Genomic DNA, 20,117 nt, shown 5'->3' on the forward strand with positions numbered 1-20,117 from the left:
GACATGGCCAAGCTCGAACTGCTCCCCGCCGTCGACGTCCGCGACGGCCAGGCCGTCCGCCTCGTGCACGGCGAGTCCGGGACGGAGACCTCCTACGGCTCCCCGCTCGAGGCCGCCCTCGCCTGGCAGCGGTCCGGCGCCGAGTGGCTGCACCTGGTCGACCTCGACGCGGCCTTCGGCACCGGCGACAACCGGGACCTGATCGCCGAGGTCACCGGGGCGATGGACATCAAGGTGGAGCTGTCCGGCGGCATCCGCGACGACGACACGCTCGCCGCCGCCCTCGCCACCGGCTGCACCCGCGTCAACCTCGGCACCGCCGCCCTGGAGGCCCCCGAGTGGGTCGCCAAGGTCATCGCCGAGCACGGCGACAGGATCGCCGTGGGCCTGGACGTACGGGGCACCACGCTGCGCGGCCGCGGCTGGACCCGCGACGGCGGCGACCTCTACGAGACGCTGGAGCGTCTGAACAAGGAGGGCTGCGCCCGCTACGTCGTCACCGACATCGCCAAGGACGGCACCCTCCAGGGCCCCAACCTGGAGCTGCTGCGCAACGTCTGCGCCGCCACGGACCGGCCGGTCGTGGCCTCCGGCGGCGTGTCGTCCCTGGACGACCTGCGGGCCATCGCCGACCTGGTACCCCTCGGTGTCGAGGGCTCCATCGTCGGGAAGGCCCTGTACGCGAAGGCGTTCACCCTGGAAGAGGCCTTGGAGGCTGTGTCGTCATGACGTCCGAAGCCGTGCGGCGCGTGCAGAGCGGAAGTCCCTGGGAAGAGAGTTTCGGTTCTGCCCGTGCCGTCGCGGCGGGGGACCGTGTGCTGGTGGCCGGCACGACGTCCTTCAAGGGCAGCGTCCTGTACGGCGAGGGCGACCCGTACGAACAGGCGAAGGTGGCGTTCACCAGCGCGCTGGACGCGATCGCCGAGTTCGGGCTGGGCCCGGAGTCGGTGCTGAGGACCAGGATGTACCTGACCCATCAGCGGGATGTCGACGAGGTGGGCCGCGCCCACAAGGAGCTGTTCGACTCCGTCCGCCCGGCCTCGACCATGCTGGTCGTGGAGGGCTTCGTCGACCCGCGCATCCTGGTCGAAGTGGAACTGGAAGCATTCAGAGGCTAGAGGCCTTTTAAGGAGCCGTGGATTCATGACCTTGGCGGTCCGAGTCATCCCCTGCCTGGACGTGGACAACGGCCGGGTCGTCAAGGGTGTCAACTTCCAGAACCTGCGCGACGCGGGTGACCCCGTCGAGATGGCCAAGGTGTACGACGCCGAGGGCGCCGACGAGCTGACGTTCCTGGACATCACCGCGTCCTCGGGCGACCGGGAGACGACGTACGACGTGGTGCGCCGCACCGCCGAGCAGGTCTTCATCCCGCTGACGGTCGGCGGCGGCGTCCGCACGGCCGAGGACGTGGACCGGCTGCTGCGGGCGGGCGCCGACAAGGTGGGCGTGAACACCGCCGCGATCGCCCGCCCCGACCTGATCCGCGAGATCGCCGAGCGTTTCGGCCGGCAGGTGCTGGTGCTGTCGGTGGACGCGCGCCGCACGGAGTCCGGCTCCTTCGAGGTGACCACCCACGGGGGCCGCCGCGGCACCGGCATCGACGCCGTGGAGTGGGCGCACCGGGCGGCCGAACTGGGCGCCGGGGAGATCCTGCTGAACTCCATGGACGCCGACGGCACCAAGGACGGCTACGACCTGGAGATGATCGCCGCCGTGCGCAAGCACGTCACCGTCCCGGTGATCGCCTCGGGCGGTGCGGGCAAGCTGGCCGACTTCCCCCCGGCCGTCGCCGCCGGCGCCGACGCGGTCCTGGCCGCCTCCGTCTTCCACTTCGGGGACCTGCGCATCGGCGAGGTCAAGCAGGCCCTGCGGGAGGCGGGACGGCCGGTGCGCTGACCGCGTCGGGCCCGGGCACGCCAGTGCGCTGACGCCGTGTCCGGCCCGGACACGCCGGTGCGGTGAGGCTGCGCCGGGCCCGCGCACGCTGCGCCGAGCTCCGGAAAGATGAGAAGGGAAAGTTGTGCAATTTTTGTTGTGCAACTTTTCTTTCCTATCTAGGCTGTGATCATGGCCAGCCAGGAGAACCGCCGGATCACGGACGTGGGCACCCTCAAGGCCCTCGCGCATCCCCTGAGGGCCAACCTGTACCGGCTGCTGTGCATCGAGGGCGTCGCGACGGCGTCGAAGCTCGCCGAGCACGTGGACGAGGCCGTCTCCCTCGTCAGCTACCACCTGCGCAAGCTCGCCGAGCACGGCCTGATCGAGGAGGCCGAGCCGCAGACGGCCGACGGGCGGGAGCGCTGGTGGCGGCCCGCCTCGGACGGCGTGAGCATCCGCGACGAGGACTTCCGCGGCGAACCGGCCAAGGCCGCCGCACACCTCGCGGCCACCCGTCTCTTCCACGACCAGCGCGCCGAGCAGTACCGCCGCTACCTCGACCAGCGCCCCGCCTGGGGCCACGAGTGGAACACCGCCTCCGTGGACAGCGAGTCCTGGCTGCGGCTCACCCCCGCCGAACTCGGCGCGCTCAAGGAGGAGCTGGAAGCGGTCCTGCGCAGATACGACGAGCAGGGCCGGGCCGCCGAGGCCGCGGGTCTGACCGAGGGGCGTGAACACGTCGCGCTGCACGTGTACGGCTTCCCGTTCCGCCTCTGAGAGGACCCCGCAGTGACGGCCACGCTCACGCCGCCGCCCGCCGTACAGGCCCACCGCGACCCCAACGTGCTGCGCTGGCTCGTCGCCTACACCTGCTCGATGCTCGGGGACAGCGTGTACTACCTCGCCCTGTCCTGGGCCGCCGTACGGGCCGGCAGCCCCGCGCAGGCGGGGCTGGTGATGTCGGCGAGCGCGGTGCCGAGGGCCGTGCTGATGCTGGGCGGGGGAGTGGTCGCCGACCGGTTCGGGCCACGCCGGGTGGTCGTCGGCAGCGACGCCGTCCGCTGCGCGGCCGTCCTCGCCGTGGCGGCCCTGCTGTTCTTCACCCGGCCCGGCCTGTGGCCGCTGGCCCTGCTGGCAGTGGTCTTCGGCACGGTCGACGCCGTCTTCATGCCCGCCGTCGGGGCGCTGCCGGCCCGCCTCACCGAACCCGGCCAGCTCGCCCGCGTCCAGGGCATGCGCGGCCTCGCCATCCGGTGCTCCGGCGTGGCCGGCGCCCCGCTGGGCGGCCTCGGCGTGGCGGTCGGCGGGGCGCCCGCGGCCTTCACGCTCGCCGGGCTGCTCATCGCCGTCTCGGTGCCGCTGCTGCTCGGCGTGCGGATACGGGACCTGCCCGCGGAGAACCTGCCCGGGGACGACGCGAGCACCGGGAGGACCACCGCCTGGAGCGACCTCGCCGCCGGACTGCGGCACATCCGCCGCCACCGGGTGCTCGCCCCGCTGATGCTCGCCATCGCCCTCGGCGACCTGGGCTTCGTCGGCCCGCTGAACGTCGGGCTCACCCTGCTCGCCGACCGGCGCGGCTGGGGCGCACCCGGCATGGGCTGGGTGCTGGCCGGATACGCGGTGGGCGCCGGGGCCGCCTCGCTGCTGCTGACGGTCCGGGGACGGCTGCCGCGCGCCGGGCTGGTCACCGGCGTCGCGTGTGCCCTGGGCTCCGTGGCCGTCGGCGCCCTCGCGTACGTCCCGACGCTTGCCGCCGCCGTGGGCGCCGCCCTGTTCGTCGGCCTGCTCACCGGGCTCAGCGGCGCCCTGTGCGGGGCCCTGCTGCAGACCCACACCGACCCCGCCTACCTGGGCCGCGTCACCGCCGTGGCCGGCCTGATCAGCCTCGGCCTCACCCCGCTGAGCATGCCCTTCGCGGCAGCCGCCATCGGCGCCTGGGGACTGGGGCCGGTCTACGCGGTCAGCGCGACCGTCTGCGGGCTCGGCGGGGTCGTCGCCCTCGCCGTACCGGCCCTGCGCCGCGCCGAGCTCCCCGGCTGAGGCACTCTCCCCGCGCCCGCGCCGGCCCTCCTCAGATGCCCAGCTGCTTGGAGTCGTGCAGCTTGGCGATCGCGTCCGCCTCGCCGTCCAGCTCCACCTTGGCCGCGTTCTGCCGGCCGAACACGTACATCAGCAGCTCCGCGGGCTCCCCGGTCGCCGTCACCACCGGAGTGCCCCGGTGCGCCACCGCCGTCTGCCCGTCCGGGCGGCGCAGCACCAGCCCCGTCGGCACGCCCCGGGCCACCAGCCGCGCGGTGCGCTCCAGCCGTGACCACAGGGCGTCCTGGAACACGGGGTCCAGCTCGCGCGGGCTCCAGTCCGGCTGGGCGCGGCGGACGTCCTCGGTGTGGACGTAGAACTCGACGATGTTCGCCGCCTCGTCCACCTGCTTGAGCTGGAACGGCGAGAAGCGCGGCGGACCCGTGCGGATGAGCTGGATCAGCTCCTCGTACGGCTTCGCGGTGTACTCCGCCATCACCTTCTCCAGGCGGGGCGCGAGCTGCTTGATCAGCGTGCCCCCGGCCGCGTCCGGGCGGCGCTCACGCACGATCACATGTGCGGCCAGGTCCCGGGCGCGCCAGCCCTCGCACAGGGTCGGCGCGTCCGGACCCACGGTTTCCAAGAGGTCGGCGAGCAGAAGCCGTTCACGCTTGGCGAAGGTCGACATGGGCTCAGCCTACGACCCCGCCCCGGGTCCGCCCACTGGACACGTACGGTCACCGTCCGTGCGGCGCGGCACAATGGCACCCATGACCCGCACGACCGGCACGCCCTCCCACCGTGTTCCCCCAGGCAGCCTCGACCCGGAGATCGCCGCGCGCCTCAAGCGCAGCGCCGACGGCCTCGTGCCCGCCATCGCCCAGCAGTACGACACCGGCGAGGTGCTGATGCTCGGCTGGATGGACGACGAGGCGCTGCGCCGCACCCTCACCACCGGCCGCTGCACCTACTGGTCCCGCAGCCGCCAGGAGTACTGGGTCAAGGGCGACACCTCGGGACACGTCCAGTGGGTGAAGTCGGTCGCCCTCGACTGCGACGCCGACACCGTGCTGGTCAAGGTCGACCAGGTGGGCGCCGCCTGCCACACCGGCGCTCGCACCTGCTTCGACGAGGACGTACTCCTCAAGCACGCCGATTCCGGTCCCGCCCCGTCCGGTCAGTAAGGTCTGCGGCCATGGACCTCGAGACCTTCCGCAAGCTCGCCACCGACCGCCGCGTCATCCCGGTCACGCGCAAGCTCCTCGCCGACGGCGACACCCCGGTCGCGCTGTACCGCAAGCTGGCCGGCGAGCGCCCCGGGACCTTCCTGCTGGAGTCCGCGGAGAACGGCCGCTCCTGGTCCCGGTACTCCTTCGTGGGCGTGCGCAGCGCCGCCACGCTCACCGCGCGGGACGGCCGGGCCCACTGGCTCGGCACCCCGCCGGTCGGCGTCCCCGTCGACGGCGACCCGCTCGCCGCCCTGCGGGCCACGATCCAGGCCCTGCACACCCCGCGCCAGGAGGGCCTGCCGCCCTTCACCGGCGGCATGGTCGGCTACCTCGGCTACGACATCGTGCGCCGGCTGGAGAAGATCGGCCCCGGCGAACGCGACGACCTGCGGCTGCCCGAGCTGACCATGCTCCTGACCAGCGACCTCGCCGTGATGGACCACTGGGAGGGCTCGGTCCTGCTGATCGCCAACGCGATCAACCACAACGACCTCGACACCGGCGTGGACGAGGCCTACGCCGACGCGGTGGCCCGGCTCGACGCCATGGAGGCCGATCTCACCCGTGCGGTGGCCCAGCCGCCGGCCGTGCTGCCGCCCTCCGAGCTGCCCGAGTACACCGCGCTGTGGGGCGGCCCCGACTTCCAGCGGGCGGTCGAGGACGTCAAGGAGCGCATCCGCGCGGGCGAGGCCTTCCAGGTCGTGCCCTCCCAGCGCTTCGAGACCCCGTGCACGGCGAGCGCCCTCGACGTCTACCGGGTGCTCAGGGCCACCAACCCCTCGCCGTACATGTACCTGTTCCGCCTCGACGGCTTCGACGTCGTCGGCTCCTCCCCGGAGGCCCTGGTCAAGGTCGAGGACGGGCGGGCCATGGTGCACCCCATCGCCGGCACCCGGCCGCGCGGCGCCACCCCGCAGGAGGACCAGGCGCTCGCCGAGGAGCTGCTCGCCGACCCCAAGGAGCGCGCCGAGCACCTGATGCTGGTGGACCTCGGACGCAACGACCTGGGCCGGGTCTGCGAGCCCGGCTCGGTCGAGGTGGTCGACTTCATGTCCGTCGAGCGCTACTCGCACGTGATGCACATCGTCTCGACCGTCACCGGCACGGTGGCCGAGGGCCGTACCGCCTTCGACGTGCTCACCGCGTGCTTCCCGGCGGGCACCCTCTCCGGCGCGCCCAAGCCGCGCGCGATGCAGATCATCGACGAGCTGGAGCCGTCCCGGCGCGGGCTGTACGGCGGCTGCGTCGGCTACCTGGACTTCGCGGGCGACTCCGACACCGCGATCGCCATCCGCACCGCCCTGCTGCGCGACGGCACGGCGTACGTGCAGGCCGGGGCCGGCATCGTCGCCGACTCCGACCCCGTGGCGGAGGACCAGGAGTGCCGCAACAAGGCGGCGGCGGTCCTGCGCGCGGTGCACACCGCCAACCGGCTGGGCAAGTAGGGCGCTTCTCATACGAACCCCGGGTGACGGTTCGCCCGGGGTTCAGGCGATAGTGGAGTACGTGACTGCCGTACCTGACCCCCGTTCCGAAGCCGCCGCGCCCCACCGGTCCGGCCGGCGGAGCCTCGCCGTGGCCCTCCTGTGCGGCGCGCTCGGCGCGGCCGTGGCGCTGCTCGCGACCCGGCAGCGCTGGGCGGAGGGCACCGCGACGGTGGCCGGCGGCCCGTTCCCGCTGAACGTCAAGGGCAGCGACGTCACGGGCGTCCCCGCGGCCCTCGCGATAGTGGGCCTCGCCGCGCTCGTCGCCGTCTTCGCCGTGCGCAGGGCGGGCCGGTTCGTCGTCGCCGCGCTGCTCGCGCTCTCCGGCGCCGGCATCGCCGCCGCCGCCTTCGTCTCGGCCTCCGACGACACCGTGCTGGACGAGCGGGCCGCCCAGGCCAGCGGCGACACCTCCGCCTCGGTCGCGGCCCTCACCCACACCGGCTGGCCCTACGTGGCGGCCGCCGGCGGCCTGCTGATCCTGCTCGCCGGCCTGCTCGCCCTGCGCTTCGGCAGCCGGTGGCCCGCCATGTCCGGCCGCTACGAGCGCGGCACCGACCGCCCCCGGCGCACGGCCCGGCCGGCCGACCCCGACCGGCCCGAGGAGATCTGGAAGGCCCTGGACCGGGGCGAGGACCCGACCGGCGCCTGACCCCGGCGCGGATGTGGCGAACCAGACGCCACCCCCGCGTCCGGCGGGCGGGAGCGTACGGGACAATGGACGGTGAGCGTCCGGCTCGGACAGTGACGGGCGGGCTCGGGACCGTACGACACGTACGACGCCTACTACGACACGTACACAGCATCGAGGAGCAAGTCATGGCGGGCAGCAGCCACGGTCACACCCCGGCCGCCTGGACCGGTGTCATCATTTCCTTCATCGGTTTCTGCGTCGCGGGCGCCTTCATGGTGATGGCCAACCCCGTCGGCTTCTGGGCCGGGTTCGCGCTGATCCTCCTCGGCGCCGTCGTGGGCGGCATCATGCGCGCCATGGGCCTCGGCCAGAAGCCGAGCCACCACGTCGTGCACAGCGCGTCGACCGCGACCCGCGAGCCCTCCGTGGCAGGGACGTCCGCCCGCCCCCCTGTGGCGGCGGCTCGCGGTGCCCGGCGGTCTGCTCGCGGCCGTCGCCGGCGCCTTCGCGTACGTCGGCGCGGTCGACCCCGGCCGGCCCGGCCACTACCCGGTCTGCCCCCTGTACCGGCTCACCGGCCTGTACTGCCCGGGCTGCGGCGGACTGCGCAGCGCGCACGCCTTCATCCACGGCGACCTGCTGACGGCCCTGCACGACAACGCACCCGCCGTGGCCGCCTACCTGGGTTTCGCGGTGCTGTGGACGGTCTGGACGGTCCGTGCGGTGCGCGGCCGCCCGTTCCGGCTGGAGCTCGGACCGCTGCAGCTGCGGGTCGTCGGCGCCCTGCTGCTGGTGTTCACCGTCGTGCGCAACCTGCCGTTCGGCGGCTGGCTCCACCCCTGAGCACGGGCGAAATGTCCAGGTGGTGGGACCGGCGTCCACCGGATGCGAGGGCTCGCCCCTCCTCCGGATACCATCGAGTGACCACGGGTTTTCACCACCCGAAGGAACGACCGTCTGGAAGGGGGCCGCTCGCGTGAGTGTGCTCGACGAGATCATCGACGGAGTCCGGGCCGACCTTGCGGAGCGGCAGGCACGCGTCAGCCTCGACGAGCTCAAGGAGCGTGCGGCCAAGGCCCGCCCCGCCAAGGACGGGGTGGCCGCCCTCAAGGGCGACGGCGTCAAGGTCATCTGCGAGGTGAAGCGCTCCAGCCCCTCCAAGGGCGCGCTGGCCGCGATCGCCGACCCGGCCGGGCTCGCCGCGGACTACGAGGCGGGCGGTGCGGCCGTCATCTCCGTCCTCACCGAGAAGCGCCGCTTCGGCGGCTCGCTGGACGACCTGGAGGCCGTCCGCGCCCGCGTGGACATCCCGGTGCTGCGCAAGGACTTCATCGTCACGTCGTATCAGCTGTGGGAGGCCCGGGCGTACGGCGCCGACCTCGCGCTGCTGATCGTGGCCGCCCTGGACCAGCCGGCCCTGGAGTCGCTGATCGAGCGCGCCGTCTCCATCGGCCTCACCCCGCTCGTCGAGGTGCACGACGAGGACGAGGTGGAGCGGGCCGTGGACGCGGGTGCCCGGGTCATCGGCGTCAACGCGCGCAACCTGAAGACGCTCCAGGTCGACCGCGGCACGTTCGAGCGGGTCGCCCCCGAGATCCCGGACGGCATCGTCAAGGTCGCCGAGTCCGGCGTCCGCGGACCGCACGACCTGATCGCCTACGCCAACGCCGGCGCCGACGCCGTGCTGGTCGGCGAGTCCCTGGTCACCGGCCGCGACCCCAAGGCGGCGGTCTCCGACCTGGTCGCCGCGGGCGAGCACCCCGCGCTGCGGCACGGGCGGGGCTGATCACCCGCTAGGCTGGCTCCGATGACTCTCACCGTGACGACCGTGGACCGGCACGCCCGCCTGGCGCGCGGCTGCCGCCCGAGGGGTTGCCGCGCACCGGCGCGGCGCGTCCACGGCCGTCGCGTGCGCTACGTCATCGGTGACGAACCCGGGCAGGTGAACGGACGTCGATGGCAGCGCCCCGCGAGGGGCGCGGGGCTGCGCCCGACTCCGCGACTCTGTCGCGCGGGCGCGACAGGCCGCTGACGGCCCGCCCGCACACGGACGGATCCCCGCCCCCACGGCGAACAGTGTCTTTTCACACGCACTCACCGTGAGGTTCTCGCATGCCCAGCGATTTCTTCTTCCCTGACCCCACCGGCCAGGTGCCCAGCGCCGAGGGCTACTTCGGCGCGTTCGGCGGCAAGTTCATCCCGGAGGCGCTCGTCGCCGCCGTGGACGAGGTCGCCGTCGAGTACGACAAGGCCAAGCAGGACCCGGAGTTCGCCCGCGAGCTCGACGAACTGCTCGTCCACTACACCGGCCGGCCCAGCCCGCTGACCGAGGTGCCGCGCTTCGCCGAGCACGCCGGCGGCGCGCGGATCTTCCTCAAGCGGGAGGACCTCAACCACACCGGCTCCCACAAGATCAACAACGTGCTCGGCCAGGCCCTGCTCACCAAGCGCATGGGCAAGACCCGCGTCATCGCGGAGACCGGAGCCGGCCAGCACGGCGTCGCCACCGCCACCGCCTGCGCCCTCTTCGGCCTCGACTGCACCATCTACATGGGCGAGATCGACACCAGGCGGCAGGCCCTCAACGTGGCCCGCATGCGCATGCTCGGCGCCGAGGTCGTGGCCGTGAAGTCCGGCAGCCGCACGCTCAAGGACGCCATCAACGAGGCGTTCCGCGACTGGGTCGCCAACGTCGACCACACCCACTACCTGTTCGGCACGGTCGCCGGCCCGCACCCCTTCCCGGCCATGGTCCGCGACTTCCACCGGGTCATCGGAGTGGAGGCCAGGCGCCAGCTCCTGGAGCGCGCCGGGCGCCTCCCCGACGCCGCGATCGCCTGCGTGGGCGGCGGATCCAACGCCATCGGCCTCTTCCACGCCTTCATTCCCGACGAGGGCGTCCGCCTCATCGGCTGCGAGCCCGCCGGACACGGCATCGAGACCGGCGAGCACGCGGCGACCCTCACCGCCGGTGAGCCCGGCATCCTGCACGGCTCGCGCTCCTACGTCCTGCAGGACGAGGAGGGCCAGATCACCGAGCCGTACTCGATCTCGGCGGGACTGGACTACCCGGGCATCGGGCCCGAGCACTCCTACCTCAAGGACTCCGGCCGCGGCGAGTACCGCGCGGTCACCGACGACGCCGCGATGCAGGCCCTGCGGCTGCTGTCGCGCACCGAGGGCATCATCCCGGCCATCGAGAGCGCCCACGCCCTCGCCGGGGCCCTGGACGTGGGCCGGGAGCTGGGCGGGGACGGCCTGATCGTCGTCAACCTCTCCGGCCGCGGCGACAAGGACATGGACACCGCGGCCCGCTACTTCGGCCTGTACGACACCGACGCCGAGGTCGCCGCCGACGAAGCCGACACCGCCGAGATCGAGGGGGACGCCAAGTGAGCGGGAACATCCAGCTGCTGTCGGACACCCTCGCCGCCGCCCGGGCCGAGGGGCGGGCCGCCCTCATCGCCTACCTCCCGGCCGGGTTCCCCACCGTCGACGGGGGCATCGAGGCCATCAAGGCCGTCCTCGACGGCGGCGCCGACGTCGTCGAGGTGGGCCTGCCGCACAGCGACCCGGTCCTCGACGGCCCGGTCATCCAGACCGCCGACGACATCGCCCTGCGCGGCGGCGTCCGGATCGCGGACGTCATGCGCACGGTCAAGGAGGCCCACGCGGCCACCGGCAAGCCCGTGCTCGTCATGACGTACTGGAACCCCATCGACCGCTACGGCGTCGAACGCTTCACCGCCGAGCTGGCCGACGCGGGCGGCGCCGGCTGCATCCTGCCCGACCTGCCGGTGCAGGAGTCGGCGCTGTGGCGGGAGCACGCCGAGAAGCACGGCCTCGCGACGGTCTTCGTCGTGGCGCCGAGCAGCAGGGACGAGCGGCTCGCCCGGATCACCGCGGCCGGCACCGGCTTCGTCTACGCGGCCTCCCTCATGGGCGTCACCGGCACCCGGGAGTCGGTCGGCGCGCAGGCCCAGAACCTGGTGGAGCGCACCCGCGCCACCGGCACCCGGCTGCCCGTCTGCGTCGGACTCGGCGTCTCCAACGCGGCCCAGGCCGCCGAGGTCGCCGGCTTCGCCGACGGTGTGATCGTCGGTTCGGCGTTCGTCAAGCGCATGCTGGACGCCCCGGACCGCGCGGCCGGCGTGGTGGCGGTCCGTGAGCTGGCCGGCGAGCTGGCGAAGGGCGTGCGCGGCCAGGCGTAACCGCGCGCGATGTCCCGCACGGAGCGGTTCGGTCACTCGAACGGGTGGACCTCGGGCCGGGGAGGCGCGCTGCGCCTCCCCGGTTCGTTCTGGGGGTGTGAGCGAGAAGAACCGTGACGGAAAGCGCACCGCCCGGGAGCGGCTGGCGGTGGAGCGCGAGAAGCAGAAGGCCGCGGAGAGGCGACGGCGGACCCTGATCGTGGGCGCGAGCGTCGTCTGCGTCCTCGGCCTCGCGGCGGTGATCGGCGTGATCGCCGCGAACGCCGGGAAGAACAAGGCGAGCAGCAGTGCGGGCCCGGTCGTGGCGCCGTCGGGGGCACTGGGCAAGGACAGCCTGGCGATCCCGGTCGGCAAGGACGGCGCCAAGTCGACGCTCACGGTCTGGGAGGACTTCCGCTGCCCGGCCTGCCAGGCCTTCGAGACGGCGTACCGGCCCACGCTCCACGAACTGGCCGACGCGGGCAAGCTCAGAATCGAGTACCACCTGGTCCGGCTGATCGACGGCAACCTCGGCGGCACCGGCTCCCTGCGCGCGGCCAACGCCGCGGCCTGCGCCCAGGACGCCGGAAAGTTCCGCGACTACCACGACGTGCTGTACCAGAACCAGCCCAAGGAGACCGACGACGCCTTCGCCGACAACGCCAAGCTGATCGCGCTGGCCGGCAAGGTGGGCGGCCTGGACACGCCCGCCTTCCGCAAGTGTGTCGACGACGGCACGCACGACGCCTGGGTGAACAAGTCGAACAAGGCCTTCCAGGCGGGCGGCTTCACCGGCACGCCGACCGTCCTGCTGGGCGGCAAGAACATCTACGAGGACCGGACGATGACCCCCGACAAGCTCAAGCAGATGGTGGAGGCGGCCAACGCGGGCAGGTGATTCTCACCTCCCCGTTATGGACCCGTAGCCAGGCTGCTTGGTGTCTCCACCGCCCGGCACGGTAGCGTCGGACCTGCCATGGAACTTGCCTACATTCCCAGCCCGTCGCGCGGGGTGCTGTATCTCGGCCCCATCCCGCTGCGCGGCTACGCCTTCTGCATCATCATCGGCGTCTTCGTCGCCGTCTGGCTCGGCAACAAGCGCTGGGTCGCCCGTGGCGGGCAGTCCGGCACGGTCGCCGACATCGCGGTCTGGGCCGTGCCGTTCGGCCTGGTCGGCGGTCGGCTCTACCACGTGATCACGGACTACGAGCTGTACTTCAGCCCGGGCCGGGACTGGGTGGGCGCGTTCAAGGTGTGGGAGGGCGGGCTGGGCATCTGGGGCGCGATCGCGCTCGGTGCGCTCGGCGCGTGGATCGGGGCGCGGCGCCGGGGGATCCCGATGCCCGCGTACGCCGACGCCGTCGCACCCGGCATCGCGTTCGCGCAGGCCATCGGCCGCTGGGGCAACTGGTTCAACCAGGAGCTGTACGGCCGGGAGACGCATGTTCCGTGGGCGCTGCACATCACCTCTTCCGAGGGCGGCCGGGTGCCGGGCTACTACCACCCGACGTTCCTCTACGAGTCCCTGTGGTGCATCGGCGTCGCCTTCCTCGTCATCTGGGCCGACCGCCGCTTCAAGCTGGGCCATGGCCGGGCGTTCGCCCTGTACGTCGCGGCCTACTGCGTGGGCCGCGGCTGGATCGAGTACATGCGGGTGGACGACGCCCACCACATCCTCGGTCTGCGTCTGAACGACTGGACCGCGCTGATCGTCTTCCTGCTGGCGGTCGCGTACATCGTGGTGTCGGCGAAGAAGCGGCCCGGCCGGGAAGAGATCGTCGAGCCGGCCGCCGCCGGCGCCGCGGCCGGGGGCGGCGAAGCCGGCGCCGAGGACACGGCGGAGGGCAAGGCCGAGGGTACGGCGGAGGGCAAGACAGAGGGCAGGACCGAGGGCACGGCCGAGGGCGGGGACGCGTCTGCCGCCGTCGAGGCGGCCGAGGACGAGCCCGAGTCGGTGACCAAGAAGACCTGACGGCCGGCCGTACGACCGCCGAGGGCGTCCGGAGCCTATCCGGGCGCCCTCGGCGCGTTCGGCGGCGGTGCGGGGTCAGCCCCTGCGCGCCAGCGACAGCGTCCGCCGGGCCGTCGCCACCACCGCCGCGTCCACGAAGCGGCCGTCGGGGAGGGCCTGGGCACCCTCGTTCGCCAGGGCCGCCTTGGTGATCGTCTCCGCGTGCTCGATCTCCAGCTCAGTGGGCAGATACGCCCGCTCGATCACCGGAAGCTGCCGCGGATGGATCGCGGCCCGGCCCAGGAAACCGAGCGCCCGGCCGTGGGCGCAGGAGGCGGCCAGGCCGTCGAGATCGCGGATGTCCGGATGGACGGTCTGCGGCGGCGGGGGCAGGCCCGCCGCCCGGGCCGCGACGATCACCCGCGAGCGCGGCCAGTCGAGGCCCGCGTCGGCCCGTAGCCCGAGGTCGGCCCGCAGGTCCGCCTCGCCGAGGGAGATGCCCCGCAGGGACGGGTGGGCGGTCGCGATGGCGTAGGCCCGCTCGATCGCGAGGGCCGACTCCAGGAGGGCGTGCAGCGGCACCGGCGTCGCCGCGGCGGCCTGGCGCACCTGGTCCGGGCTCGTCACCTTCGGAAGCCGCAGGCCGCCGAGGCCCGGCAGGGCGGCCAGGGCGGCGAGGTCGTCAACCGCCCAGGGGCCGTCCAGGGCGTTGACGCGGACGTGCACGGGCACCGGCTGCGGCTGCGTGAGCAGGTCGGCCGTGGCCGCGCGGGCGTAGTCCTTGCGGTCGGGGGCCACCGCGTCCTCCAGGTCGATCACCACGACGTCGGCGCCCGCGGCGAGCGCCTTGGCGATCACGTGCGGGCGGTCGCCCGGGACGTACAGCCAGGTCAGCGGGTACCGGGTCACAGGGCGCCCTCCGCGCGCAGAGCGGCGATGTCGGCCGGGGTGAGGCCCAGTTCGGTGAGCACGGCGTCCGTGTCGGCCCCGTGCGGGCGGCCGGCCCAGCGGATCGCGCCGGGTGTGGCGGACAGCCGGAAGAGCACGTTCTGCAGACGCAGCGGTCCCAGCTCCGGGTCGTCGACCGCGGTGACCGTCCGCAGCGCCTGGTACTGGGGGTCCGCGAGGACGTCCCGGACGTCCTGGACCGGGGCCGCCGCCGCTTCCGCCTTCTCGAAGGCCGCGAGGACGTCGGCGCGGGTGCGGGCGGCGATCCAGGAGCCGACCGCCTCGTCCAGCACGTCGGCGTGCGCGGCCCGCTCCGCGCCACTGGCGAACCACGGCTCCTCGATCAGCTCGGGGCGGCCCACCAGCCGCATCACCCGCTCCGCGACCGACTGCGCGGACGTGGACACGGCGACCCAGGTGCCGTCGGCCGTGCGGTAGGTGTTGCGCGGCGCGTTGTTCGAGGACCGGTTGCCGGTGCGTTCCTGGACGTAGCCGAGCTGGTCGTACCAGGTGGGGTGCGGGCCGAGCACGGACAGGATCGGCTCGATGATCGCCATGTCGACCATCTGGCCGGCGCCGGTGCGCTCCCGCGCGGCCAGCGCCGTCAGCACGGCGTACGCGGTCGCCAGGCCCGCGACCGAGTCCGCGAGACCGAAGGGCGGCAGGGTCGGGGGCGCGTCCGGCTCCCCGGTGAGCGCGGCGAAGCCGCTCATCGCCTCGGCGAGGGTGCCGAAGCCGGGACGGCGCGCGTACGGCCCGAACTGGCCGAACGCGGTGACCCGGGCGAGCACCAGCCGCGGGTTGGCCGCGGACAGCTCGGCCCAGCCCAGGCCCCACTTCTCCAGCGTGCCCGGCCGGAAGTTCTCGATCAGCACGTCGGCGGTGGCGGCGAGCCGCAGCAGGGTGGCGCGGCCGCCGGGCGTGGACAGGTCGAGCGTGATCGGGCGCTTGTTGCGGCCGAGCACCTTCCACCACAGGCCGATCCCGTTCTTGGCCGGGCCGTGTCCCCGGGACGGGTCCGGCCGCCCGGGATGCTCCACCTTGATCACGTCGGCGCCGAAGTCGCCGAGCAGGGTGGCCGCCATCGGACCGGCGAAGAGGGTCGCCAGGTCCAGCACCCGCAGGCCGCCCAGCGCCGGGGTGGGGGTCGCCGTACTCATGCGGTGAACCGGGCGTCGATCTCCGGGCGGTACGGCATCGACACCGACGCCCCTTCCCGCTGGACCGAGATCGCCGCCGCCGCGGCCGCCCAGGACAGCGCCTCCCGCACGGGTTTCTCCTCGGCGAGGGCCACCACGAGCGCGCCGACGAAGGTGTCGCCCGCGCCCGTGGAGTCCACCGCCTTGACCTGCGGGGCGGGCACCATCAGCGGCTCGGCCCCGCGGGCGACGTACAGGCAGCCCAGCGCGCCCAGGGTGACCACCACCTGGGGCACCAGGTCCAGCAGGGCGGTGGCGGCCTCGCACGGGTCGGTGCGGCCGGTGAGGGTGATGGCCTCGTACTCGTTGGGCACCAGCAGGTCGATGTCGGCGAGGAGTTCGGACGGCAGCTGCTGGACCGGGGAGGGCGTCAGGACCGTGCGGATCCCGTGCCGGTGCGCGGCCTGCGCGCCGAGGACGACCGCGGCCAGCGGGATCTCCAGCTGCAGCAGCAGGGCGTCGGCGGAGGCGATCACGCCCTCGTCGCCAGGCGAGAGATGGTCCACGGTGCCGTTCGCGCCGGGGATGACGACGATGGAGTTGCCGCCCTCGTCGTCGACCACGATGTGCGCGGTGCCGGACGGGCCCTCGACCGTGCGCAGGGAGTCGGTGTCCACGCCGCTGTGCTCCAGGGTGTCCCGCAGCCGCAGGCCGAAGGCGTCGTTGCCGACCGCGCCGATCATCGAGACGGTGGCGCCGGCCCGAGCGGCGGCGATTGCCTGGTTGGCGCCCTTGCCGCCGGGGATGGTGCGGAACTCCCGTCCCGTCACGGTCTCGCCACGCTGCGGGGCCTTGGTGACATAGGTGACGAGGTCCATGTTCGTGCTGCCGAGGACGGCGATGTGGGTCATGGGCGGATCGCCTCCGGGTCGGTGACGTGGGTCGTGGTGCGGGTCGCTTCTCGGTGGGTGAGGTGGGCGAGCGTGTCGAAGCCCGTGCCGTCGAAGTCGGCCACGGTGGTGGCGAGCCGGTTCTTCAGCGGGGCGCGCCAGTGCTCGGGCAGGGCTGCGGGGGAGCCGGCGAGGAGCCCGGCGATGCCGCCCGCCGTGGCGCCGTTGGAGTCGGTGTCCCAGCCGCCGGAGACCGCACGGCAGACGGAGCCCGCGAAGTCGCCGTCCCCGTGGGTGAGGGCCGCGACGATCAGCGCGGTGTTCGGGATGGCGTGGACCCAGTGGTGGGTGGGGGAGTAGGCGGCGTGGAGCTCGTCCACGACGTCGTCGAAGTCCTCGTGCCGACGCGCCAGCCGAAGGGCGTGGTCGATCGCCCGCGCCAGTCGGGAGCGGGGCGGGAGCACCGAGCGGCCGGTGTTCAGGCAGGCGTGGACGTCATGGGTGCCGGTGGCCGCGGCGGCGATCGCGGCGGCGGCGAACATCGCCGCGTAGACGCCGTTGGCCGTGTGGGTGAGGACCGCGTCGCGGTACGCCTGTGCGGCGGCGGCCGCCGGGTCGCCCGGGTTGGTCCAGCCGTGCATGTCGGCGCGGATCAGGGCGCCGATCCACTCGCGGAACGGGTTGCGGTGGCGGGCGGTGTGCGGGGGCTCGATGCCGGAGAGGAGGTTGCGGTGGGCGATGCGCTCCGCGGTGAACGTGCGGCCGGGAGGGAGCTCCTCCAGCCAGAGCCGTGCGACGTCCGTGGTGGTGAAGCTCTTGCCGTGCCGCTGCAGGAGAAGCAGGTTGAGCAGGGGGTAGTCGAGGTCGTCGTCCTCGGGCATGCCGTCGATGTTCTCGGCGAGCGACGTGGCGGCCGAGCGCCGGTTCCACGGGTGGGCGGCCAGAAGGTCGTCCGGGACTCCCCGGGCCGTGAAGTACGTGGTGAGGGGCCAGTTTCCGGCGGCCCGGGCGAGGGCCCGGATCCCGTCGAGGGGGAGCTTCTCCACCGGCTTGCCGAGCAGGCAGCCGACGGCCCGGCCGAGCCAGGCGGCTTCCAGGGCGGCCGGGGCGGGCGCGGCCGCGTGCGGTGAGGGGGTGGGCCAGTTCGGGCACAGCGCCCTGATCCTCGCCAGGTCGGTGGGCTCGTCCTCGGCGAACCTGCTCGGCAGGTCCGCGAGTTCGTCGAGCAGGTCCTCGGCCAGCAGGCGCAGGTAGCGCGATGCCCGGTGGGGGGAGGCTCCCGCTCGCTCGGGGGCGTCCTGGCCGCCCGCCGCGCGCCATCGCGCCGCGATCGCCGCGGGCTCACGCCCGTCCAGGCGGGCCTGGCGCAGTTCGTGGCCGAGCAGGTCCTCCGGCTGGACCCAGGTCAGTCGGAGCACGGGTCGCCTCCGAGGGCGGTGAAGGCCTCCTCGTGGGCGCGGCGCCGGCGCACGTCCCGGGCGAAGATCTCGCGGGTCACCTCGGTGAGCGTGCGGGCCGGCCGCCACAGGTCCAGCCGGCTCGCCTCCGCCACCTCCTTCGACCAGTCCTCCGGGACCGGCGAGCCGAGGGCGCCCGCGACGGCGCCGGCCATCGTGGCGATCGAGTCGCAGTCGCGGCCGTAGTTCACCGAGCCGAGGACGGCGTGCCGGTAGTCGCCGCCGGCCACCACCACCATGCCCAGGGCGATGGGGAGTTCCTCGACGGAGTGGAGGCGGGAGGGGCGGCGGGCGGCGAGGGAGGGGGCCCGGTAGTCCGGGCCGACCGTGTCGTACGGGGCGACCGCCGCGCGCAGGGGGCGCAGGGCCGACTCGAAGTCGCTGTGCCCGCGCGCGACGTCGCAGACCGCCTCGACGGCCGTGCGGGTGCCGTCCTTGGCCAGCGACAGGGCCGCGGCCACGACCGAGTCCGGGGTGGCACCGGGCGCCGTGGCGGCGGCGACGGCCGCGGCGAAGACCCCGGCCGCCTCACGGCCGTACGACGACTGGTGCGCGCCGGCCACGTCCAGCGCCTCGGCGTACGCGGCGGCCGGGTTGCCCGCGTTGACCAGGCCGACGGGGGCCATGTACATCGCGGCGCCGCAGTTCACGATGTTGCCCACGCCCGCCTCCCGGGGGTCGTTGTGGCCGTGGGCGAGCCGGGCGACGAGCCACTTCTCGGCCAGGAAGACGCGGTGCAGCGGCAGCGCCTCGGCCTCCAGCTCCGGGATCCAGCGGGGGTTGGTCATCAGGTCCGGCACCAGGTGGTCCGCGATCGCGTACGCGTCGAGGTGGTCGCGGACGCGGTCGTAGACCCGTACCAGCGCATGGGTCATCAAGGTGTCGTCGGTGACGTGGCCGTCGCCCTTGTGGTACGGGGCGATGGGGCGCGCGGTGCGCCAGGCGTCGCCGTGCCAGGGGCCGACGATGCCGTGCACCCGGCCGCCGTGGCGCTCGGCGATCTGGTCGGGGGAGTAGCCTTCGACCGGGCCGCCGAGGGCGTCGCCGACGGCGGCCCCGACCAGGGCCCCGGTGATCCGTTCGGCGAGACCGAGCGAAGGCGGGCCGCCGTTTTCCTCTCCTCCGGGTCCTTCGGGTTTTTCATGCGCTTTGGAATCCTTGGGCGTCATGCCCGAATCATCCTCCTGGGTGGGCCGGTTGCGCGGCTTCCAGGAGTCCGGCGAGTTCCACCAGGTCGGTGCCGGTGAGGCGGGGCAGGGCGCAGCCGGCGAGGGTGCGGCAGGCGTCCCGCCAGGTCTCCGGGACGGCGGCGCCGCCGCCGAGGGCGCCGGTGAGCGCGCCCGCGAGGGCCGGGGCCGAGTCGGCGACCCGGGACAGGCAGGCGGCGGCGGGTACGGCCTCGGCGATACGGCCGCGGGCGGCGCGCGTCAGGGCCAGGGCGACGGGGACGGTCTCGGCGGCGGCGATGCCGTAGCTGTAGACGTGGTCGACGATCTGGTGTTCCAGGAGGGGGACGAGGGCGAACGCGCCCTCGCCGGCCTCGGCGAGGGCGAGCGCGTGGCGGGTGTTGCGGCCGATCTCCGTGTCGGCGGGCAGTTCGGCGAGCGCGGCGTCGACGCAGGCGGCCGTGTCCGCGCCGGTGAGCGCGAGCGCCACGGCCGCCGCCATCGCCCGCGCGCCGTGCACGCCGTCGCCGTCCTGGGTGTAGCGGGCGTCGAACTCGGCGAGCGCCGCGGCGCGTTCCGGGTCGCCGGGGTGGGCGACGGCGAGCACGCAGGCCCGGACGCAGGCCGCGTCGTCGAAGTAGTGCGGGTTGTCGTGGCCGGTGGCGGGCGGGCGCAGGCCGGCGGCGAGGTTGCCGAGACCGGCGCGGACGGAGATGCGGGCGCGCAGGGGGAGCACGGCCGACTCGATCTCGGGCGCGCGTTCCGCCGCGGCGGCGACTTCCGAGGCCACGGCGGTCCAGGTCAGGTCGATGGCCGCGCGCATCCGGCGCTCCCGGCTGAGGTCGCCGACCACGTCGTCGCCGCCGGCCCGCAGGACGGCCTCCGCGGCGAACGCCGCCCACTCGGCGTCGTCGGAGGGGCCGAGGCGCAGGGGCTCGGGCGGTTGGTTGAGGGCGATCGGCACGGGGAGCGTGGTGGTGGCGTTCTGCTCCGCGAAGGTGTCCAGCTCCCGGGTCAGGCGGCGGGTCCACTCGGGCATGCGGGCGGCGCGGTGGCGGGCGGCGGGCCAGCCGGCGGCGTCTCCCGCGGCGAGGCCCAGCAGCAGTCCCTCGATGCGGCGCGCCGT

Annotated in this window: 22 protein-coding genes and 1 pseudogene; 16 read left to right on the forward strand and 7 right to left on the reverse strand. The window is 73.9% G+C overall.

What is annotated here, in order from left to right; translation table 11 throughout:
* Positions 1–3: 3 nt before the first annotated feature.
* The 5 genes from priA to ACLU3S_RS16715 all read left to right on the forward strand — a co-directional run bounded on the left by priA (position 4) and on the right by ACLU3S_RS16715 (position 3,924).
* Positions 4–729 carry a bifunctional 1-(5-phosphoribosyl)-5-((5-phosphoribosylamino)methylideneamino)imidazole-4-carboxamide isomerase/phosphoribosylanthranilate isomerase PriA gene (gene priA, locus ACLU3S_RS16695; RefSeq protein ID WP_413952649.1) on the forward strand — a complete coding sequence of 242 codons (726 nt, stop codon included), beginning with the start codon at positions 4–6 and terminating at the stop codon, positions 727–729.
* Positions 726–1,118, forward strand: coding sequence for a RidA family protein (locus ACLU3S_RS16700; RefSeq protein ID WP_413952650.1), 393 nt, complete (start codon positions 726–728; stop codon positions 1,116–1,118). The genes priA and ACLU3S_RS16700 overlap by 4 nt, the downstream gene beginning before the upstream one ends.
* A gap of 25 nt (positions 1,119–1,143) precedes the next feature.
* Positions 1,144–1,899 carry an imidazole glycerol phosphate synthase subunit HisF gene (gene hisF, locus ACLU3S_RS16705; protein ID WP_413952651.1) on the forward strand — a complete coding sequence of 252 codons (756 nt, stop codon included), beginning with the start codon at positions 1,144–1,146 and terminating at the stop codon, positions 1,897–1,899.
* Positions 1,900–2,070: 171 nt separating this feature from the next.
* Positions 2,071–2,658 carry an ArsR/SmtB family transcription factor gene (locus ACLU3S_RS16710; protein WP_413952652.1) on the forward strand — a complete coding sequence of 196 codons (588 nt, stop codon included), beginning with the start codon at positions 2,071–2,073 and terminating at the stop codon, positions 2,656–2,658.
* Positions 2,659–2,670: 12 nt separating this feature from the next.
* Positions 2,671–3,924 carry an MFS transporter gene (locus ACLU3S_RS16715; protein ID WP_413952653.1) on the forward strand — a complete coding sequence of 418 codons (1,254 nt, stop codon included), beginning with the start codon at positions 2,671–2,673 and terminating at the stop codon, positions 3,922–3,924.
* A gap of 31 nt (positions 3,925–3,955) precedes the next feature.
* On the opposite strand, the gene ACLU3S_RS16720 is transcribed toward ACLU3S_RS16715, so the two are convergent.
* Positions 3,956–4,591 (reverse strand): TIGR03085 family metal-binding protein, encoded by a 636-nt coding sequence (locus tag ACLU3S_RS16720; protein ID WP_413952654.1) that lies wholly within the window; start codon positions 4,589–4,591, stop codon positions 3,956–3,958.
* Between the two features lie 82 nt (positions 4,592–4,673).
* Here ACLU3S_RS16720 and hisI point away from each other — a divergent pair, with 82 nt between their 5' ends.
* The 11 genes and pseudogenes from hisI to lgt all read left to right on the forward strand — a co-directional run bounded on the left by hisI (position 4,674) and on the right by lgt (position 13,412).
* Positions 4,674–5,087 carry a phosphoribosyl-AMP cyclohydrolase gene (gene hisI / locus ACLU3S_RS16725; protein ID WP_413952655.1) on the forward strand — a complete coding sequence of 138 codons (414 nt, stop codon included), beginning with the start codon at positions 4,674–4,676 and terminating at the stop codon, positions 5,085–5,087.
* 11 nt (positions 5,088–5,098) lie between these two features.
* Positions 5,099–6,577 (forward strand): anthranilate synthase component I, encoded by a 1,479-nt coding sequence (locus tag ACLU3S_RS16730; protein ID WP_413952656.1) that lies wholly within the window; start codon positions 5,099–5,101, stop codon positions 6,575–6,577.
* 52 nt (positions 6,578–6,629) lie between these two features.
* Entirely contained in the window at positions 6,630–7,268 is a 639-nt protein-coding gene (locus ACLU3S_RS16735) for a TIGR02234 family membrane protein (protein WP_413952657.1), read from the forward strand.
* Positions 7,269–7,435: 167 nt separating this feature from the next.
* Positions 7,436–7,681 (forward strand): annotated as a pseudogene (locus ACLU3S_RS16740) (HGxxPAAW family protein); the annotation flags it as partial.
* Positions 7,682–7,700: 19 nt separating this feature from the next.
* Positions 7,701–8,093, forward strand: a complete 393-nt coding sequence (locus ACLU3S_RS16745; RefSeq protein WP_413952670.1) for a DUF2752 domain-containing protein — start codon at positions 7,701–7,703, stop codon at positions 8,091–8,093.
* Positions 8,094–8,226: 133 nt separating this feature from the next.
* Entirely contained in the window at positions 8,227–9,036 is an 810-nt protein-coding gene (gene trpC / locus ACLU3S_RS16750; protein ID WP_413952658.1) for an indole-3-glycerol phosphate synthase TrpC, read from the forward strand.
* A gap of 21 nt (positions 9,037–9,057) precedes the next feature.
* Entirely contained in the window at positions 9,058–9,282 is a 225-nt protein-coding gene (trpM, locus tag ACLU3S_RS16755; protein WP_413952659.1) for a tryptophan biosynthesis modulator TrpM, read from the forward strand.
* Positions 9,283–9,362: 80 nt separating this feature from the next.
* Positions 9,363–10,646: a tryptophan synthase subunit beta gene (trpB, locus tag ACLU3S_RS16760; protein ID WP_413952660.1), complete on the forward strand. Its 1,284-nt coding sequence runs from the start codon at positions 9,363–9,365 to the stop codon at positions 10,644–10,646.
* Positions 10,643–11,461: a tryptophan synthase subunit alpha gene (gene trpA / locus ACLU3S_RS16765; RefSeq protein WP_413952661.1), complete on the forward strand. Its 819-nt coding sequence runs from the start codon at positions 10,643–10,645 to the stop codon at positions 11,459–11,461. The genes trpB and trpA overlap by 4 nt, the downstream gene beginning before the upstream one ends.
* Positions 11,462–11,558: 97 nt before the next feature.
* Entirely contained in the window at positions 11,559–12,338 is a 780-nt protein-coding gene (locus tag ACLU3S_RS16770) for a DsbA family protein (protein WP_413952662.1), read from the forward strand.
* A gap of 78 nt (positions 12,339–12,416) precedes the next feature.
* On the forward strand, positions 12,417–13,412 hold the full coding sequence (lgt, locus tag ACLU3S_RS16775) for a prolipoprotein diacylglyceryl transferase (RefSeq protein ID WP_413952663.1): 996 nt from the start codon (positions 12,417–12,419) through the stop codon (positions 13,410–13,412).
* Between the two features lie 75 nt (positions 13,413–13,487).
* Here the strand turns inward: lgt and ACLU3S_RS16780 are convergent, their stop codons facing one another.
* The 6 genes from ACLU3S_RS16780 to ACLU3S_RS16805 form a co-directional block, all read right to left on the reverse strand.
* Positions 13,488–14,300 carry an HpcH/HpaI aldolase/citrate lyase family protein gene (locus ACLU3S_RS16780; RefSeq protein WP_413952664.1) on the reverse strand — a complete coding sequence of 271 codons (813 nt, stop codon included), beginning with the start codon at positions 14,298–14,300 and terminating at the stop codon, positions 13,488–13,490.
* Complete coding sequence (locus ACLU3S_RS16785; protein ID WP_413952665.1) at positions 14,297–15,499, reverse strand: CaiB/BaiF CoA transferase family protein; 1,203 nt, start codon at positions 15,497–15,499, stop codon at positions 14,297–14,299. Before ACLU3S_RS16785 ends, ACLU3S_RS16780 begins: the two co-directional genes overlap by 4 nt.
* Positions 15,496–16,389, reverse strand: a complete 894-nt coding sequence (gene rbsK, locus ACLU3S_RS16790) for a ribokinase (RefSeq protein WP_413952666.1) — start codon at positions 16,387–16,389, stop codon at positions 15,496–15,498. Before rbsK ends, ACLU3S_RS16785 begins: the two co-directional genes overlap by 4 nt.
* Positions 16,386–17,786, reverse strand: coding sequence for an ADP-ribosylglycohydrolase family protein (locus ACLU3S_RS16795; RefSeq protein WP_413952667.1), 1,401 nt, complete (start codon positions 17,784–17,786; stop codon positions 16,386–16,388). The genes rbsK and ACLU3S_RS16795 overlap by 4 nt, the downstream gene beginning before the upstream one ends.
* A complete protein-coding gene (locus tag ACLU3S_RS16800; RefSeq protein WP_413952668.1) occupies positions 17,774–18,994 on the reverse strand; it encodes an ADP-ribosylglycohydrolase family protein in 1,221 nt (406 codons plus the stop codon). Before ACLU3S_RS16800 ends, ACLU3S_RS16795 begins: the two co-directional genes overlap by 13 nt.
* A 7-nt stretch (positions 18,995–19,001) precedes the next feature.
* A partial coding sequence (locus ACLU3S_RS16805) for an ADP-ribosylglycohydrolase family protein (protein WP_413952669.1) occupies positions 19,002–20,117 on the reverse strand: 1,116 nt, incomplete at its 5' end.

The sequence above is a fragment of the Streptomyces sp. AF1A genome, from assembly GCF_047340315.1.
Lineage (GTDB): Bacteria > Actinomycetota > Actinomycetes > Streptomycetales > Streptomycetaceae > Streptomyces.

What these genes read in the sequence shown, in the direction of transcription:
- priA (WP_413952649.1), top strand. Translation starts at nt 4, where the DNA reads ATGGCCAAGCTCGAACTGCTCCCCGCCGTCGACGTCCGCGACGGCCAG.
- ACLU3S_RS16700 (WP_413952650.1), top strand. Translation starts at nt 726, where the DNA reads ATGACGTCCGAAGCCGTGCGGCGCGTGCAGAGCGGAAGTCCCTGGGAA.
- hisF (WP_413952651.1), top strand. Translation starts at nt 1,144, where the DNA reads ATGACCTTGGCGGTCCGAGTCATCCCCTGCCTGGACGTGGACAACGGC.
- ACLU3S_RS16710 (WP_413952652.1), top strand. Translation starts at nt 2,071, where the DNA reads ATGGCCAGCCAGGAGAACCGCCGGATCACGGACGTGGGCACCCTCAAG.
- ACLU3S_RS16720 (WP_413952654.1), bottom strand. Translation starts at nt 4,591, where the DNA reads ATGTCGACCTTCGCCAAGCGTGAACGGCTTCTGCTCGCCGACCTCTTG.
- hisI (WP_413952655.1), top strand. Translation starts at nt 4,674, where the DNA reads ATGACCCGCACGACCGGCACGCCCTCCCACCGTGTTCCCCCAGGCAGC.
- ACLU3S_RS16730 (WP_413952656.1), top strand. Translation starts at nt 5,099, where the DNA reads ATGGACCTCGAGACCTTCCGCAAGCTCGCCACCGACCGCCGCGTCATC.
- trpM (WP_413952659.1), top strand. Translation starts at nt 9,058, where the DNA reads ATGACTCTCACCGTGACGACCGTGGACCGGCACGCCCGCCTGGCGCGC.
- trpB (WP_413952660.1), top strand. Translation starts at nt 9,363, where the DNA reads ATGCCCAGCGATTTCTTCTTCCCTGACCCCACCGGCCAGGTGCCCAGC.
- lgt (WP_413952663.1), top strand. Translation starts at nt 12,417, where the DNA reads ATGGAACTTGCCTACATTCCCAGCCCGTCGCGCGGGGTGCTGTATCTC.
- ACLU3S_RS16785 (WP_413952665.1), bottom strand. Translation starts at nt 15,499, where the DNA reads ATGAGTACGGCGACCCCCACCCCGGCGCTGGGCGGCCTGCGGGTGCTG.
- rbsK (WP_413952666.1), bottom strand. Translation starts at nt 16,389, where the DNA reads ATGACCCACATCGCCGTCCTCGGCAGCACGAACATGGACCTCGTCACC.
- ACLU3S_RS16800 (WP_413952668.1), bottom strand. Translation starts at nt 18,994, where the DNA reads ATGACGCCCAAGGATTCCAAAGCGCATGAAAAACCCGAAGGACCCGGA.